This window comes from Stenotrophomonas maltophilia group sp. P373 (assembly GCF_053295075.1).
In genome coordinates this window covers 4049205-4062678 of record NZ_CM129994.1, presented here as the reverse complement: position 1 = coordinate 4062678, position 13474 = coordinate 4049205, and the positions used below count along the sequence as shown (strand labels likewise).

The 13474-nt window shown below is 66.0% G+C and carries 16 protein-coding genes and 2 tRNA genes; 12 read left to right on the top strand and 6 right to left on the bottom strand.

Annotated features, from left to right (window positions below; all coding sequences use genetic code 11):
• The first annotated feature begins 48 nt into the window (after positions 1 to 48).
• From ACSYHF_RS18835 to ACSYHF_RS18815, 5 genes are all read left to right on the top strand, one after another.
• Complete coding sequence (locus tag ACSYHF_RS18835; RefSeq protein ID WP_053497688.1) at positions 49 to 828, top strand: SIMPL domain-containing protein; 780 nt, start codon at positions 49 to 51, stop codon at positions 826 to 828.
• 2 nt (positions 829 to 830) lie between these two features.
• Entirely contained in the window at positions 831 to 1418 is a 588-nt protein-coding gene (locus tag ACSYHF_RS18830) for an anthranilate synthase component II (RefSeq protein WP_235649033.1), read from the top strand.
• Positions 1419 to 1434: 16 nt separating this feature from the next.
• Positions 1435 to 2466, top strand: a complete 1032-nt coding sequence (gene trpD, locus ACSYHF_RS18825) for an anthranilate phosphoribosyltransferase (RefSeq protein WP_447575925.1) — start codon at positions 1435 to 1437, stop codon at positions 2464 to 2466.
• A 74-nt stretch (positions 2467 to 2540) separates the two neighbouring features.
• Positions 2541 to 3335: an indole-3-glycerol phosphate synthase TrpC gene (gene trpC / locus ACSYHF_RS18820; protein ID WP_005419828.1), complete on the top strand. Its 795-nt coding sequence runs from the start codon at positions 2541 to 2543 to the stop codon at positions 3333 to 3335.
• On the top strand, positions 3332 to 4048 hold the full coding sequence (locus ACSYHF_RS18815; protein ID WP_005419826.1) for a haloacid dehalogenase-like hydrolase: 717 nt from the start codon (positions 3332 to 3334) through the stop codon (positions 4046 to 4048). The genes trpC and ACSYHF_RS18815 overlap by 4 nt, the downstream gene beginning before the upstream one ends.
• A gap of 141 nt (positions 4049 to 4189) precedes the next feature.
• On the opposite strand, the gene ACSYHF_RS18810 is transcribed toward ACSYHF_RS18815, so the two are convergent.
• Both ACSYHF_RS18810 and crp read right to left on the bottom strand, forming a co-directional pair.
• Complete coding sequence (locus ACSYHF_RS18810; protein ID WP_134955739.1) at positions 4190 to 4951, bottom strand: sulfite exporter TauE/SafE family protein; 762 nt, start codon at positions 4949 to 4951, stop codon at positions 4190 to 4192.
• A 134-nt stretch (positions 4952 to 5085) separates the two neighbouring features.
• Positions 5086 to 5775: a cAMP-activated global transcriptional regulator CRP gene (gene crp / locus ACSYHF_RS18805; RefSeq protein ID WP_010482649.1), complete on the bottom strand. Its 690-nt coding sequence runs from the start codon at positions 5773 to 5775 to the stop codon at positions 5086 to 5088.
• Between the two features lie 149 nt (positions 5776 to 5924).
• On the opposite strand from crp, the gene speD reads away from it, so the two are divergent.
• Both speD and ACSYHF_RS18795 read left to right on the top strand, forming a co-directional pair.
• A complete protein-coding gene (speD, locus tag ACSYHF_RS18800) occupies positions 5925 to 6719 on the top strand; it encodes an adenosylmethionine decarboxylase (RefSeq protein WP_005411315.1) in 795 nt (264 codons plus the stop codon).
• A 168-nt stretch (positions 6720 to 6887) separates the two neighbouring features.
• A complete protein-coding gene (locus ACSYHF_RS18795; protein ID WP_134955738.1) occupies positions 6888 to 7208 on the top strand; it encodes a DMT family transporter in 321 nt (106 codons plus the stop codon).
• 83 nt (positions 7209 to 7291) lie between these two features.
• On the opposite strand, the gene coq7 is transcribed toward ACSYHF_RS18795, so the two are convergent.
• The gene (gene coq7, locus ACSYHF_RS18790) at positions 7292 to 7936 is read right to left on the bottom strand and encodes a 2-polyprenyl-3-methyl-6-methoxy-1,4-benzoquinone monooxygenase (RefSeq protein ID WP_005419813.1); all 645 of its coding nucleotides are present in this window, start codon (positions 7934 to 7936) and stop codon (positions 7292 to 7294) included.
• Positions 7937 to 8132: 196 nt separating this feature from the next.
• Here coq7 and rplM point away from each other — a divergent pair, with 196 nt between their 5' ends.
• Positions 8133 to 8561, top strand: coding sequence for a 50S ribosomal protein L13 (rplM, locus tag ACSYHF_RS18785; RefSeq protein ID WP_005414692.1), 429 nt, complete (start codon positions 8133 to 8135; stop codon positions 8559 to 8561).
• 2 nt (positions 8562 to 8563) lie between these two features.
• Positions 8564 to 8956: a 30S ribosomal protein S9 gene (rpsI, locus tag ACSYHF_RS18780; RefSeq protein ID WP_005411311.1), complete on the top strand. Its 393-nt coding sequence runs from the start codon at positions 8564 to 8566 to the stop codon at positions 8954 to 8956.
• 304 nt (positions 8957 to 9260) lie between these two features.
• On the opposite strand, the gene ACSYHF_RS18775 is transcribed toward rpsI, so the two are convergent.
• Both ACSYHF_RS18775 and ACSYHF_RS18770 read right to left on the bottom strand, forming a co-directional pair.
• Positions 9261 to 9335: transfer RNA gene (locus ACSYHF_RS18775), tRNA-Gln, on the bottom strand.
• 55 nt (positions 9336 to 9390) lie between these two features.
• Positions 9391 to 9467 (bottom strand) — tRNA-Met (locus ACSYHF_RS18770).
• Between the two features lie 121 nt (positions 9468 to 9588).
• On the opposite strand from ACSYHF_RS18770, the gene ACSYHF_RS18765 reads away from it, so the two are divergent.
• The 3 genes from ACSYHF_RS18765 to bfr all read left to right on the top strand — a co-directional run bounded on the left by ACSYHF_RS18765 (position 9589) and on the right by bfr (position 11238).
• Positions 9589 to 10212 (top strand): RNA pyrophosphohydrolase, encoded by a 624-nt coding sequence (locus ACSYHF_RS18765; RefSeq protein WP_005419809.1) that lies wholly within the window; start codon positions 9589 to 9591, stop codon positions 10210 to 10212.
• Positions 10213 to 10415: 203 nt separating this feature from the next.
• Entirely contained in the window at positions 10416 to 10625 is a 210-nt protein-coding gene (locus ACSYHF_RS18760; RefSeq protein WP_065178881.1) for a (2Fe-2S)-binding protein, read from the top strand.
• 142 nt (positions 10626 to 10767) lie between these two features.
• Positions 10768 to 11238, top strand: a complete 471-nt coding sequence (gene bfr / locus ACSYHF_RS18755) for a bacterioferritin (protein WP_005419804.1) — start codon at positions 10768 to 10770, stop codon at positions 11236 to 11238.
• A gap of 1 nt (position 11239) precedes the next feature.
• Here the strand turns inward: bfr and ACSYHF_RS18750 are convergent, their stop codons facing one another.
• Positions 11240 to 13474: an ATP-binding protein gene (locus ACSYHF_RS18750; RefSeq protein ID WP_447575924.1), complete on the bottom strand. Its 2235-nt coding sequence runs from the start codon at positions 13472 to 13474 to the stop codon at positions 11240 to 11242.

Below are 13474 nucleotides of genomic sequence, written 5' to 3'. Positions count from 1 at the left end.
TGCGCCACGGCATCTTCCGCTGTTCCCATTCAAGACAAGGAGTACCGCATGAAGCTGCTGAGCGCATTGCTGTGGTCGTCGCTGCTGGCCACGATGGCCCCGTCTGCGTGGGCGCAGGCCAACACCATCCCCTCGCAGCCGCACCTGCTGGTGAAGGGGCAGGGCACCCGCACTGTGATGCCCGACCGCTTCGGCCTGCAGTTGAACATCGAAGAGACCGACATGGATGCCGACGCCGCGCGCCGCCGCGTGCAGGGCAACGTGGCCCGCGTGCTGGCGCTGTTCAAGCAGCACAAGGCGGTGGAGGGCAGCGTGCGTGCGGACAACCTGCGGATCGGCCCGGCGACGCGCTATGAGCAGAACCGGCAGGTCTTCATCGGTACCCGCGTGTCGCGCCAGCTGCGCGCCAGCTTCGCCAGCGTGAAGGCGATGCAGGACGTGCTGGGTGCGTTGAAGGCCAACGAGAACGTGCAGGTCAGCAGCATGGCGCCGACCTACTCGGGCGAAGCGGCGTTGCGGCGCGAACTCAAGGGCGAGGCCGCAGCCCAGACCCGCCAGTCCGCGCAGGGCCTGGCCAAGGCCTACGGCACCCGGCTGCGCGGCCTGTACAGCATTTCCGACGTAGCGCCGAACTTTGCTTATGGCATCCAGGCCGGCAGTTGGCCGAGCAGTGGGGATCTGGTGACGCCGCCTTCGCCGCCCGCGCCCGAGGCACCGATGAACAGCATCGAGACCACGGGCTCCCGCCTGCCCGAGTCGGTCGAAGCCGGCCCCATCACCTACACCGAAAACGTGTACGCCATTTTCCTGATAAGCGACGGAACCTGACCATGTTGTGGATGATCGACAACTACGACAGCTTCACCTACAACCTCGTGCAGTACCTGCAGACGCTGGGCGCCGAGGTGAAGGTGGTGCGCAACGATGCGATGAGCGTGGACGAGATCGCCGCGCAGAAACCCGAGCGAATCGTCATCTCGCCCGGCCCGTGCACGCCCAACGAAGCGGGCGTGTCGCTGGAGCTGGTCCAGCGGCTGGGCCCGACCACGCCGATCCTCGGCGTGTGCCTGGGCCACCAGGGCATCGGCCAGGTCTACGGCGGCACCGTGATCCGCGCCGGCAACATCATGCATGGCAAGACCTCGCCGATCCGCCACGAAGGCAAGGGCGTGTTCGCCGGCCTGCCGGACCGCTACCAGGCCACCCGCTACCACTCGCTGGTGGTGGACAAGAACAGTCTGCCGGACTGCCTGGAAGTGACCGCCTGGACCGAGAACGAGGACGGCTCGATCGAAGAGATCATGGGCCTGCGCCACCGCCAGTTCCCGGTGGAAGGCGTGCAGTTCCACCCCGAATCCATCCTCACCGAACACGGCCACGCCCTGCTGCGCAATTTCCTGCAGCGCCCGGCGGCCTGATCCAAGGAGCATTCCCATGAGCTTCTCCCCCCAGGAAGCCCTGCAACGCACCATCGAGCACCGCGAGATCTTCTTCGACGAGATGGTCGACCTGATGCGGCAGATCATGCGCGGCGACGTGTCGCCGATGATGACCGCCGCCATCCTCACCGGCCTGCGGGTGAAGAAGGAAACCATCGACGAGATCGCCGCCGCCGCCACGGTCATGCGCGAATTCGCGCTGGCGGTGCCGGTGGCCGACAGCACCCACCTGGTCGACATCGTCGGCACCGGTGGCGATGGCTCGCACACCTTCAACATCTCCACCTGCGCGATGTTCGTGGCGGCTGCGGCCGGTGCGCGCGTGGCCAAGCACGGCAACCGCAGCGTGTCGTCCAAGTCCGGCAGCGCCGATGCGGTGGAAGCACTGGGCGCGGCCATCGAGCTGCAGCCAGCGCAGGTGGCCGCTGCCATCGAGCAGACCGGCATCGGCTTCATGTTCGCGCCGATCCATCATCCGTCGATGAAGGTCGTCGCGCCGGTCCGCCGCGAGATGGGCGTGCGCACCATCTTCAACATCCTTGGTCCGCTGACCAACCCCGCCAGCGCGCCGTCGGTGCTGATGGGCGTGTTCCATCCTGATCTGGTGGGTATCCAGGCGCGCGTGCTGCGCGAGCTGGGCACCGAGCGCGCCATGGTGGTCTGGGGCCGCGACAACATGGATGAGATCTCGCTCGGCGCCGGCACCCTGGTGGGCGAGTTGCGCGACGGCAAGGTGCGCGAGTACGAGATCCACCCGGAGGACTTCGGCATCGCCATGTCGGCCAGCCGCAACCTGCGCGTGGACAGCCCGGAGCAGTCCATCCAGGTGCTGCGCGCGGTGCTGGACAACGAGCCCGGCCCGGCGCTGGACATCGTCGCGCTCAATGCCGGCGCCGCGCTGTACGTGGCCGGCGTGGCCAGCGACATCGGTGATGGCCTGGCCCGCGCCCGTGCCGCCATCGCCAATGGCAGCGCCCGCCAGCGCCTGCAGCAGTATGTGGAGACCACCCGCGCGCTGGTTGCCTGAGCGCGCGGTTCAGCCTGACCCCGTCGATGGCCGATAATGGCGGTCCTCAGCGCCCCCGCACCGAATCGAAGACGATGAGCGACATCCTGCAGACGATCCTGGCCCGCAAGGCCGAAGAAGTAGCCCAGCGCCGCGCCCAGCGCCCGCTCGAGGAGCTGCAGGCCGCCGTGGCCAGCGCCCCGCCGGTACGTGGCTTCGTGCGCGCGTTGCAGGCGGCCGTGGCCAACGGCGACCCGGCGGTGATTGCCGAGGTGAAGAAGGCCAGCCCGTCCAAGGGCGTCATCCGCCCCGACTTCCGGCCGGCTGACATCGCGGTCAGCTACGAGTTCGGTGGTGCCAGCTGCCTTTCGGTGCTGACCGACGTGGACTTCTTCCAGGGCGCCGATACCTACCTGCAGCAGGCCCGTGAAGCCTGCACGCTGCCGGTGCTGCGCAAGGACTTCGTGATCGACGCCTACCAGGTGTACGAGGCACGCGTGCTGGGCGCCGACTGCATCCTGCTGATCGTCGCCGCGCTGGACGACACCCAGCTGGCCACGCTGTCGGAACTGGCGCTGTCGCTGGGCATGGACGTGCTGGTGGAAGTGCACGACATCGACGAACTGGAGCGCGCACTGCAGGTGCCGGCGCCGATGATCGGCATCAACAACCGCAACCTGCGCACCTTCGAGGTGTCGCTGCAGACCACGCTGGATATGCAGCAGGCGGTGCCGCGTGACCGCCTGCTGGTCACCGAAAGCGGCATCCTCGGCCCGCAGGACGTGGCGCTGATGCGCGACGCCGGCATCCATGCCTTCCTGGTCGGCGAGGCCTTCATGCGCGTGGAAGAGCCGGGCGAGGGCCTGCGTCAGCTATTCTTCGCAACATGACAACGCACTATCCGACGCCGCGCGAGGATGCGCCGCTGGTGGTCTTCGACTTCGACCACACCCTCTACGACGGCGATTCGGGTACCCACCTGTTCGCCTCGCTGATCAAGCGCAACCCGCTGCGCATGCTGGCGGCGCTGCTGGTCACGCCGATCGCCGGGCCGATGGTGGCGATGCTGCCGACCCGTCGCGCGGGCATCTCGGTCTATGTGTGGATCGGCAGCTTCGGCCTGCACCGTGCGCGCGATTTCAACAAGGTGATCGACGCCTACGTGCTGCGCAACCAGGCGCAGATGCGCGCCAAGCTGCTGCCGCAGGCGCTGGAAGTGTTCGCCGCGCACCGCGCCAAAGGCGATCGCGTGGTGGTTGCCACCGGCGCGCCGCCGGAGCTGGCCCGCGCGATCCTGGCCTTCGTGGCCCATCAGGATGTGCCGGTGATCGGCACCGAGGTCGGCCCGCGGCTGGGCGGCGTCGGTCCCACCCGTCACTGCCACAACGAAGAGAAGATGCGCATGCTGCGCGAGCGCGGCTATGGCGACATCGATATCGCCTATTCCGACAGCACCGCCGACCTGCCGCTGCTGCTGGCGGCCAAGGCGCCGGTGGTGGTGAACCCGAAGCCGGGGCGGGTGGCGTTCTTCCGCCGCGTGCTGCCGGCCGGCACCCGCATCCTCAACTGGGGATGCGTGGATCGCGGCGGCGACAAGGCGTAGCCCGGGGCCAGATCCCATGGGGGTTCTGACCCCATCGCACGATGACGGATCTGCCGGCCAGCGGCCGGCGCTACCCTTCTCCGTCGCGGTTGTGCCGACCCTTCTCCGTTCCGGTAGTGCCGGCCGCTGGCCGGCAAGCGCTCAGCGCCCCAGGTACCCGTACACCGCATGCCCGATCTGGAACAGGCTGATGCCCAGTACCAGCACGCCCACGGCCACCAGCACCCAGCGCTCCTTCACCCGCTTGACCAGGATTGCTGCCACCGGAGCGGCCATCATGCCGCCGATCAGCAGGCCGGCAACGATCTGCAGGTGCTGCACGCCCATCGACAACAGGAAGGTCGCTGACACCGTCAACGTGACCACGAACTCGGCTGCGTTGACTGTTCCGATGGTGGTGCGCGCCTGGCCACCCCGGGCGAGCAGGGTGGACGTGGCGATCGGCCCCCAGCCGCCGCCACCGCTGGCGTCGAGCAGGCCGGCGAAGAAGCCCAGCACCGGTACCCGGCGGATCTCGCCCTTGGGCATCCAGCGTCCGGCCGCGCGGGCGAGGATGATGATCGCCAGCACCAGCAGGTACAGGTAGATCAGTGGCCGGATGATCTCGCCCGGGATCTGCGTGAGCACGTACGCGCCCACGGCACCGCCCACCGCGCCAGGCAGGGCCAGGCGCAGGAACAGGCGCTTATCGACATTTCCGGCTGCGAGGTGCGACACACCCGAGGCGCCCGTGGTGAACACTTCAGCGGTGTGGATGCTGGCGCTGACCTGTGCCGGGGGCAGGCCCATGCTCAGCATCACCGACGAAGACACCAGGCCGAACGCCATGCCCAGCGCGCCGTCGACCAGCTGTGCGCCCAGGCCGATGAGGATGAACCACCAGAATTCGCTGCTCAGTTCCATGCCCCGAGCCTAGCCCAGCAGGCCGCGCAGGGGCCGTGTAGAGCTGAACCCATGCGCGGCTGCCTTCGACGGACAGCAGCCGAGCGTCGGCTCGGCTCTACAGGATGGCTCGGCAGCCTTGGGTTGCCTTGCAATCAACGGGTGCCGTACAGCACCACGGTCTTGCCGCGGGCATGCAGCAGGCCGTCGGTCTGCAGCTTCTTCAGCACGCGGCCGGCCATTTCGCGCGAGCAGCCGACCAGTCGCGCCAGTTCCTGTCGCGATACGCGCAGTTGGCTGCCCTGCGGGTGGCTCATCGCCTCCGGTTCCTGCGCCAGGTCGTGCAGGGTGCGCACGATCCGGTCGGTCACGTCCAGGAATGCCAGGCGGCTGGCCTTGCGGCTGGTGTCGAGCAGGCGCTTGGAAATCTGCTGGCCCAGCGCGTACAGCAGGCGCGGGGCATCGGCCGACAGCGGGCCGAGGAACAGCTGATGCAGGCGCTCGTAGCTGATTTCAGCCAGCTCGCAGGCGGTACGGGTCCGCAGGATCACCTCCCGGCGGTCCGATTCGACGAACAGGCCCATCTCGCCGACGAACTCGCCGGCACCGAAGTAGCCCAGCACAAGCTCGCGATCGTCATCTTCCTCGGCCATGATCGAAACCGAGCCGCTGATGACGTAATACAGGGTTCCCGCCGGGTCTCCGGGCCGGAAGACGTCGGTACGGGTGGGATATCGCCGCCTGTGGCTGTGCGCCAGGAAACGATCGATTGTGGCGATATCCAGGGCCAGTGGACTGCTAGCTAGGCGCACGGTTGACACGATAGGAGCGCTCCCTCTGCGCATGAACGGATTCACGGGGTCGATAGCGGAGCTTAACCAGCGCAATTGTTAAGGGCAAACAGTGTGCCAGAACTCTTGCGTCTTCACGTTCCCCCCGGGGGCAGTTTGCCCCATAATTCCCCCTTTCCCTTCTTACACAGGAATCGACCGCCGTGGTCAAGCCGTTGCCTCGCCTGAGGCTGCAGGGTTTCAACAACCTCACCAAGGCGCTGAGCTTCAACATCTATGACGTGTGTTACGCGCGCACCGAAGAGGAGCGTCAGCGTTACATTGAATACATCGATGAAGAGTACAACGCCGACAGGCTGACTCAGATCTTGACCGATGTCGCCGAGATCATCGGCGCCAACATCCTGAACGTGGCCCGCCAGGACTACGATCCGCAGGGTGCCTCGGTGACCATCCTGATCTCCGAAGAACCGGTGATCGACAAGAAGCTGGCCGGCAAGGAGCTGATCTCCGACGCCGTGGTCGCGCACATGGACAAGAGCCACATCACGGTCCATACCTACCCGGAAACCCATCCGCAGGAAGGTATCGCCACGTTCCGCGCGGACATCGACGTGGCCACCTGTGGCGTCATTTCCCCGCTGAAGGCCCTGAACTACCTGATCGAGAGCCTCGAGTCGGACATCGTGATCATGGACTACCGCGTCCGTGGCTTCACCCGCGATGTGAAGGGCAAGAAGCACTTCATCGACCACAAGATCAACTCGATCCAGAACTTCCTGGCCAAGAACATCAAGTCGCGTTACGAGATGTTCGACGTCAACGTCTACCAGGAGAACATCTTCCACACGAAGATGCACCTGAAGGACTTCGACCTGGACCAGTACCTGTTCGAGGAAAAGGCCAAGAACCTGTCGTTCAAGGAACGCATGAAGATCGAAGCGCTGCTCAAGCGCGAGATCGAAGAGCTGTTCCACGGCCGGAACCTGTCCGAGTAAGCCCCATGTGCGATGCCCGCAGGCATCGCCACCCAGGCGGGACGACCCGCCCCGTGGAACCAGTGCCCCGCACGCGTTACAGTTCCACGGTGATGTACCGACCCACGGCCCGGTGTGAAAACACCGGGCCGTTTCGTTTTTCTCAAAAAAGGTAAGGAGCCCCCACCCATGCCCTGGATCTACCTGCTGCTGGCCGGCCTGTTCGAGATCGGTTTCGCCCTCGGAATGAAGTACTCCGACGGCTTCAGCAAACCCCTGCCCACCGTTGCCACGGTGGTATCGGCCCTGATCAGCCTGTACCTGATGAGCCAGGCGATGAAGAGCATCCCGGTCGGTACGGCCTACGCGATCTGGACCGGCATCGGTGCCATGGGCGTGGCTGTGCTCGGCATCTACCTGTTCAATGACAGTGCGTCGCCGGCCCGCCTGGCCTGCGTGGGCCTGATCGTGGCCGGCGTGATCGGCTTGAAGCTGGTCTCGCCCAACTGATTGATGGCCCGACCAACGGTCGGGCCCCCACCGTCGCCCCCCGCACCTCCTGGTAGGCCCGCACCGTTGGTGCGGGCGACCCTTCAGATGCGGTAGGCGATGGTCTTCATCACCCTGGAGGCCAGCGCCATCACGCCCGGGATCGGGAACGGCAGGCGGCGTGCGCCGGCCTGCTCGGCGTGCTCCGCATGGCGGGCTTCGTCTTCCTTCATCACCTCGATGACCGCACGGCTGCGCAGGTCGCCGGCCGGCAGATCGACCAGGTGTTCGTCCAGATGGGCTTCCACCTGGCGCTCGGTTTCGACCACGAAGCCGAGGTTCCAGCCGTCGCCGCGCAGCCCGGCCAGGGTGCCGATGGTGTAGCTGCCGGCGTACCACAGCGGGTTGAACAGGCTCGGGCGGCTGTCCAGCTCGCCCAGCCGGGTGGCACACCACGCCAGGTGGTCGGTCTCCTCCTGGGCCGCTTCCAGCAGGTGTTCACGCGTGGCAGGGTCGCGGGCCACGGCGGCCTGCCCGAAATACAGGCCCTGTGCGCAGACTTCGCCGACGTGGTTGATCCGCATCAGCCCGGCCGCGTGGCGGCGTTCAGCGTTGTCCATGCCCGGCTCGCTGGTGTCCGCGGCCGGGTAGGGGCGGGCTGCCGGCGGGTTGCCGAACACCGTGTCCAAGGCGCGCTGCGCTTCGGTCAGCAGATGGTCCAGCGGTGTGGTCTGGCGGAGCACGGTCATGGCGGTACGCGGTGGGACGGAAGACCCCTCGATTCTCCCCCGGCTCCGGCCCCCTGCCAACCCGGGACATGGCCGGCTTGCACCGGGGGCTCGACCTGCGTACAATCCCGCCTCTTACGCTTCACCTTTCACAACGCGTGGCAGAGTTCCGGCGAGCCGTTCGCCGCAATGAGCCCGACCTAACATAGAGTTCTTCATGAGCACTTTCACTGCCAAGAACGAGACCGTCCAGCGCGACTGGTACCTCGTCGACGCCGAGGGCAAGACCCTGGGCCGTCTCGCCACCGAGCTGGCCCGCCGTCTGCGTGGCAAGCACAAGCCGGTCTACACCCCGCACGTTGATACCGGCGACTACCTGGTCGTCATCAATGCAGAAAAGATTGCCGTCACCGGCAAGAAGCTGCAGGACAAGATGTATCACCGTTTCACCGGTTACATCGGCAACCTGAAGACCGAGTCCCTGGCCCAGGCGCTGGAGCGCCACCCGGAGCGCGTGATCGAGATCGCCGTCAAGGGCATGTTGCCGAAGGGCCCGCTGGGTCGCCAGATGTACCGCAAGCTCAAGGTCTACGCCGGCACTGAGCATCCGCACGCCGCACAGCAGCCGCAGGTTCTGGATATCTAATCATGGCTATCACTCAAAACTACGGCACTGGCCGCCGCAAGTCCTCCACCGCTCGCGTGTTCCTGCGCAAGGGTTCGGGCAACATCACCGTCAACGGTCGTCCGCTGGACGAGTTCTTTGGTCGTGAGACCGCGCGCATGATCGTGCGCCAGCCGCTCGAGCTGACCAAGAACACCGAAAGCTTTGACATCCTGGTCACCGCCGCTGGCGGCGGCACCACCGGCCAGGCCGGTGCGATCCGTCTGGGCATCGCCCGTGCTCTGGTCGAGTACGACGAAACCCTGAAGTCCGAGCTGCGCAAGGCTGGCTTCATGACCCGTGACGCCCGTGAAGTCGAGCGTAAGAAGGTTGGTCTGCACAAGGCCCGCCGCGCCACCCAGTTCTCCAAGCGCTGATCTACCGCGCCTGGTTGGGCTCCTTCGGGAGCCCGCTGGATGGGAAAGCAAAAGCCCGGCTTCGGCCGGGCTTTTGTCGTTCTGGGGCTGTGCATTTCGAGGTTGCCGGCCAGTGGCCGGCGATGGGGTGGGGTCAGAGCCTTTTCCTTTGGAAAAGGATCCGACCCCGGATCCCTCTCTGGAGGAGAGCCCCCTTGATGTTCAAGGGGGCGCGCCGACAGGCGCGGGGATAAGGTGGGGATGCGCGACCAAAACAAAAAAGAAAAAAGCCTGATCGAAAGATCAGGCTTTTTTCTTTTTTGTTTGGCTGCCCCGGATGGATTCGAACCACCGAATGCCTGAGTCAGAGTCAGGTGCCTTACCGCTTGGCGACGGGGCAAAACGTGCAACTATTTTCTCACTTTTCACACTGAAAAACAACTTGATTTTCAATGTGGTGGCTATGGGTGGACTCGAACCACCGACCCCAGCATTATGAGTGCTGTGCTCTAACCGGCTGAGCTACATAGCCTTGGTGAGCCCGCTATTCTGCGGATGTGTATCGGCCCTGTCAACACTTTTGTGCCGTGCTTGTGGGCCGACAGAGGGCATGGGATAGTCCCGACCAGTAGATTTTCTTAGGAGTCCGCATCGTGATCGATCCGGACGGCTATCGACCGAACGTCGGCATCGTGCTGATGCGGCAGGACGGCCAGGTGTTCTGGGCACGACGCGTGCGCCGGGACGGCTGGCAGTTCCCGCAGGGCGGCATGAACACCGACGAGACGCCTGTCGAGGCCATGTATCGTGAACTGCAGGAAGAGACCGGCCTGCTGCCTGAGCACGTGGAAGTGCTCGGGGCGACGCCCGGCTGGCTGCGCTACAAGCTGCCGGCGCGGGCCATCCGCCGCAATGAACGGCAGGTCTGCATCGGGCAGAAGCAGGTCTGGTTCCTGCTGCGCCTGACCGGCGATGAATCGCATGTGCAGCTGGACCATACCGACTCGCCCGAGTTCGACCACTGGCGGTGGGTGGACTTCTGGTACCCGGTGGAGCACGTAGTGATGTTCAAGCGTGGCGTCTATGCGCGCGCGCTGCGACACCTGGCGCCGTTGGCGCGTGGGGTGGCCGGGCAGGGCGTCAGCGCCATGCCCAAGAGTGCCGCCGAGGCCTGGATGCCGGGCCACGCGGCCGGCCACGACAGGCCCCGGAAGCGCACGCCCAAGCGCGGCGGCTACTGGCCGCGCAAGGCCAAGGGGGAGTCCGGGGCGGTTTGAATGGGAGCCCACGCAGGCTGCGGGCCGATCCGTCACAACGCGTCCCCGCCGGCTGTTTCCAGCAGGACCGGGCTGTCCGGCGGGCCGGTCAATCCGACTGTGAACGGTATCGAGAATGGTTCAGGTCTCTGATTGACAACCATTCTCGTTTCCATTGGAATAGGCAACAGGCCGCTTCTGGCCTGCCAGCCCGGTTCCCGCCTGTGTACGTCTGCATCTGCAACGGAGTCACCGACCACCAGATCCGCGAAGCCGCCCACCATGGTGTCAGCACGGTGGCCGAACTGACCATGCGGACCGGTTGCGGTGCCACCTGCGGTTCCTGCCTGGACATGGCCGGCGACCTGCTGGCCAAGGCACGCGCGACGCACGATCTGCCGCTGCCGGTATTGGGCCTGGCCCAGGTTGCCTGATCGTTTCCTCGCGGCGTGTTGACGCCGCGCTTTCGCGTCCTTCACCTGCAGTCGCGCAGGCCAATGCGCACGATTCGCGTTCCTTCACCACCGCACGCAAGGCGGTACAGTGCCTGCGTTTTCAGCGTGCAGGAGCATCCCCATGAAGGGCGACACCAAGGTCATCGAATTCCTCAACAAGGTCCTCTACAACGAGCTGACCGCGATCAACCAGTACTTCCTGCACGCCAAGATGCTGAAGAACTGGGGCATCAAGGAACTGGCCGAACACGAGTACAAGGAATCGATCGACGAGATGAAGCATGCCGACATGCTCGCCGACCGCATCCTGTTCCTCGAAGGCCTGCCGAACTTCCAGGCGCTGGGCAAGCTGCGCATCGGCGAGAACCCGACTGAAATCCTGCAGTGCGACCTGTCGCTGGAACGCGATGGCGTGGTCACCCTGCGCGAGGCGGTGGCCTATTCCGATTCGGTTGGCGACTATGTCAGCCGCCAGCTGTTCGTGAAGATCCTCGACTCGGAGGAAGAACACATCGACTGGCTGGAAACCCAGCTCGACCTGATCGAGCGTATCGGCGAGCCGAAGTACCTGCTGAGCAAGCTGGAAGAGTGAATCAGCGGGCCTGGCCGGCGCGATGCTGTGCCAGGTAGCCCGTCAGTGCAACGCGCGCCCGGGCGAATTCCGCAACCAGCAGCGCTACCGCCACTGCGGGGCGCTGCAGGCTGCCACTACGGGTCTCGTGCTCGATCCGCTGCGCGATCGCCGACAGCGACAACGCCCCCACGTTCGCGCTTGATGATTTCAGGCTGTGCGCGACGGCCTGCATGCGCGGTTCATCGCTGTTCCGCGCGGCCAGCTGCAACTGCTGCACCATCGCCGGCGCATCTTCAAGAAATACCGTGACGATCTGGGTGGCAGCATCGCCGATCACCGCGTGCAGTTCATCCAGCACATCGCGGTCGAGCACCGGTTGTGGTGCTGGCGCCACCTGCTTTTCCGGATTCGGTAGAGCCGAGCCATGCTCGGCTAATGGCGTGCGACTGCAATTGGCCGTCAGCCGGGCATGGCCCGGCTCTACAGAAGGCCGTGCAGATGCTGCAGCTTTACCGCCACCCCAGCGCTGCAGCAGCGCATGCAGCGTGGCGCGTGCGATCGGCTTGGACAGGTAATCGTCCATGCCGGCCTGCAGGCAGCGCTCGCGGTCGCCGGCCATCGCATTGGCGGTCATCGCGATGATCGGCAATCGCGCATGCCCGGTTTCCGCTTCTTCGGCGCGCCAGCGGCGCGTGGCGGCGTAGCCGTCCAGCACTGGCATCTGGCAATCCATCAGCACGATGTCCAGCCCGCCTTCGCGGAGGGCGGCCAGGGCCTGTTCGCCATCGGCGGCGTTGCGCACCTCGCACTGGAACACCCGCAGCAGCTGCTCGGCCACCATCCTGTTCACCGTATTGTCCTCCACCACCAGCACGCGCAGATGCAGCGGCGGCAGCGTGGCAGCCGGTTGCTCGTGTTCCGCGCTGGCCAGCAGCGCAGCGGGGCGGGCAGAGGCGACCGGTGCCGCCAGCAGTGCATGCAGGGCGGCGTCGTCGAAGTGGGAGGGCAGCTGGCGCTGGCGGGGGCGTTGCGCAATCGCATCCTCCTGCAGCCACAGTACCTGCAGTGCATCGTCGTCGCCGCGTTCCCCCAGTGCGAGCTGCAGCGTGGCCTCGCCGTTGCGGCGTGCGCGCGCATCGACCAGCAGCCAGGCGGGTGCCGGTTTTCCGGGCCGCGCGGGAGCGCGCAGGCGCTCGACCACGTTGTCCAGTTGCGCCAGCACCTGCACCTGCAGTCCATGGTGGGCAGCGATGCGCTCGATGCGTGCCTGCAGCGATGCATCGGCACTGAACAGCAGCAGCGGTGCCGGCGCGCGCGTCATCGCCGGCAGGTCGCCAGGAACCTTCAGCAGCGGGATCTCGAACCAGAACGTAGCACCCTGGCCGGGCGTGGACTGCACACCAATACGCCCATGCATCAGGTCGATGATGCGCTTGCAGATGGCCAGGCCCAGGCCGGTGCCGCCGTAGATGCGCGTGGTGGATGCGTCGGCCTGGCTGAAAGACTGGAACAGGCGTGCCTGCAGCGCGTCGTCGATGCCGATGCCGGTATCGATGATCTCGAAGCGCAGCTGGTGCTGCGCGGCACCTTCGCCCAGGCGCAGCACGCGCAGCTGCACCTGGCCGCGGGCGGTGAACTTGATCGCATTGGCCAGCAGGTTGCTCAGCACCTGGCGCAGGCGCACCGGGTCGCCGCGCACCGGCAGGCGCACCGATGGATCCAGCTGCAGGCCCAGTGCCAGGCCCTTGGCGTCGGCGGCGCGCTGCATCAGCTGCACCACGCCATCGAGCAGATCGCGCAGGTTGAAGCTGGTGATTTCCAGCTCCAGCGCCTGTGCTTCCAGCCGGGAGTAGTCGAGGATGTCGTCGACGATGCGCAGCAGCTGCTGCGAGCTGGCCGAGGCGGTGGCCAGCATCTGCCGCTGGTCCTCGCTCAGTGGCCCGCGTGCGATCAGCTCCAGCATCGGCAGGATGCCATTGAGCGGGGTGCGGATCTCATGGCTCATCGTGGCCAGGAACTCGCCCTTGGCCAGCACGGCCGCCTCGGCGGCCTGCTTGGCCTGCAGCAGCTGTTGTTCCAGCTGGCCCTGGCGTTCAGTGGTATGGCGTAGCTGGTCCCGTTCAGCGGCCAGCGCTCCGTGCGTGCGCTGCAGCTGCGCCAGCGCACGGTCGCGCGCGCGAAGCCGCAGGCCCAGCACCATCAGCGCGATGGTGGCCGCGGCGAGGGCAACCAGCAGCACGCCCCACAGCGGCAC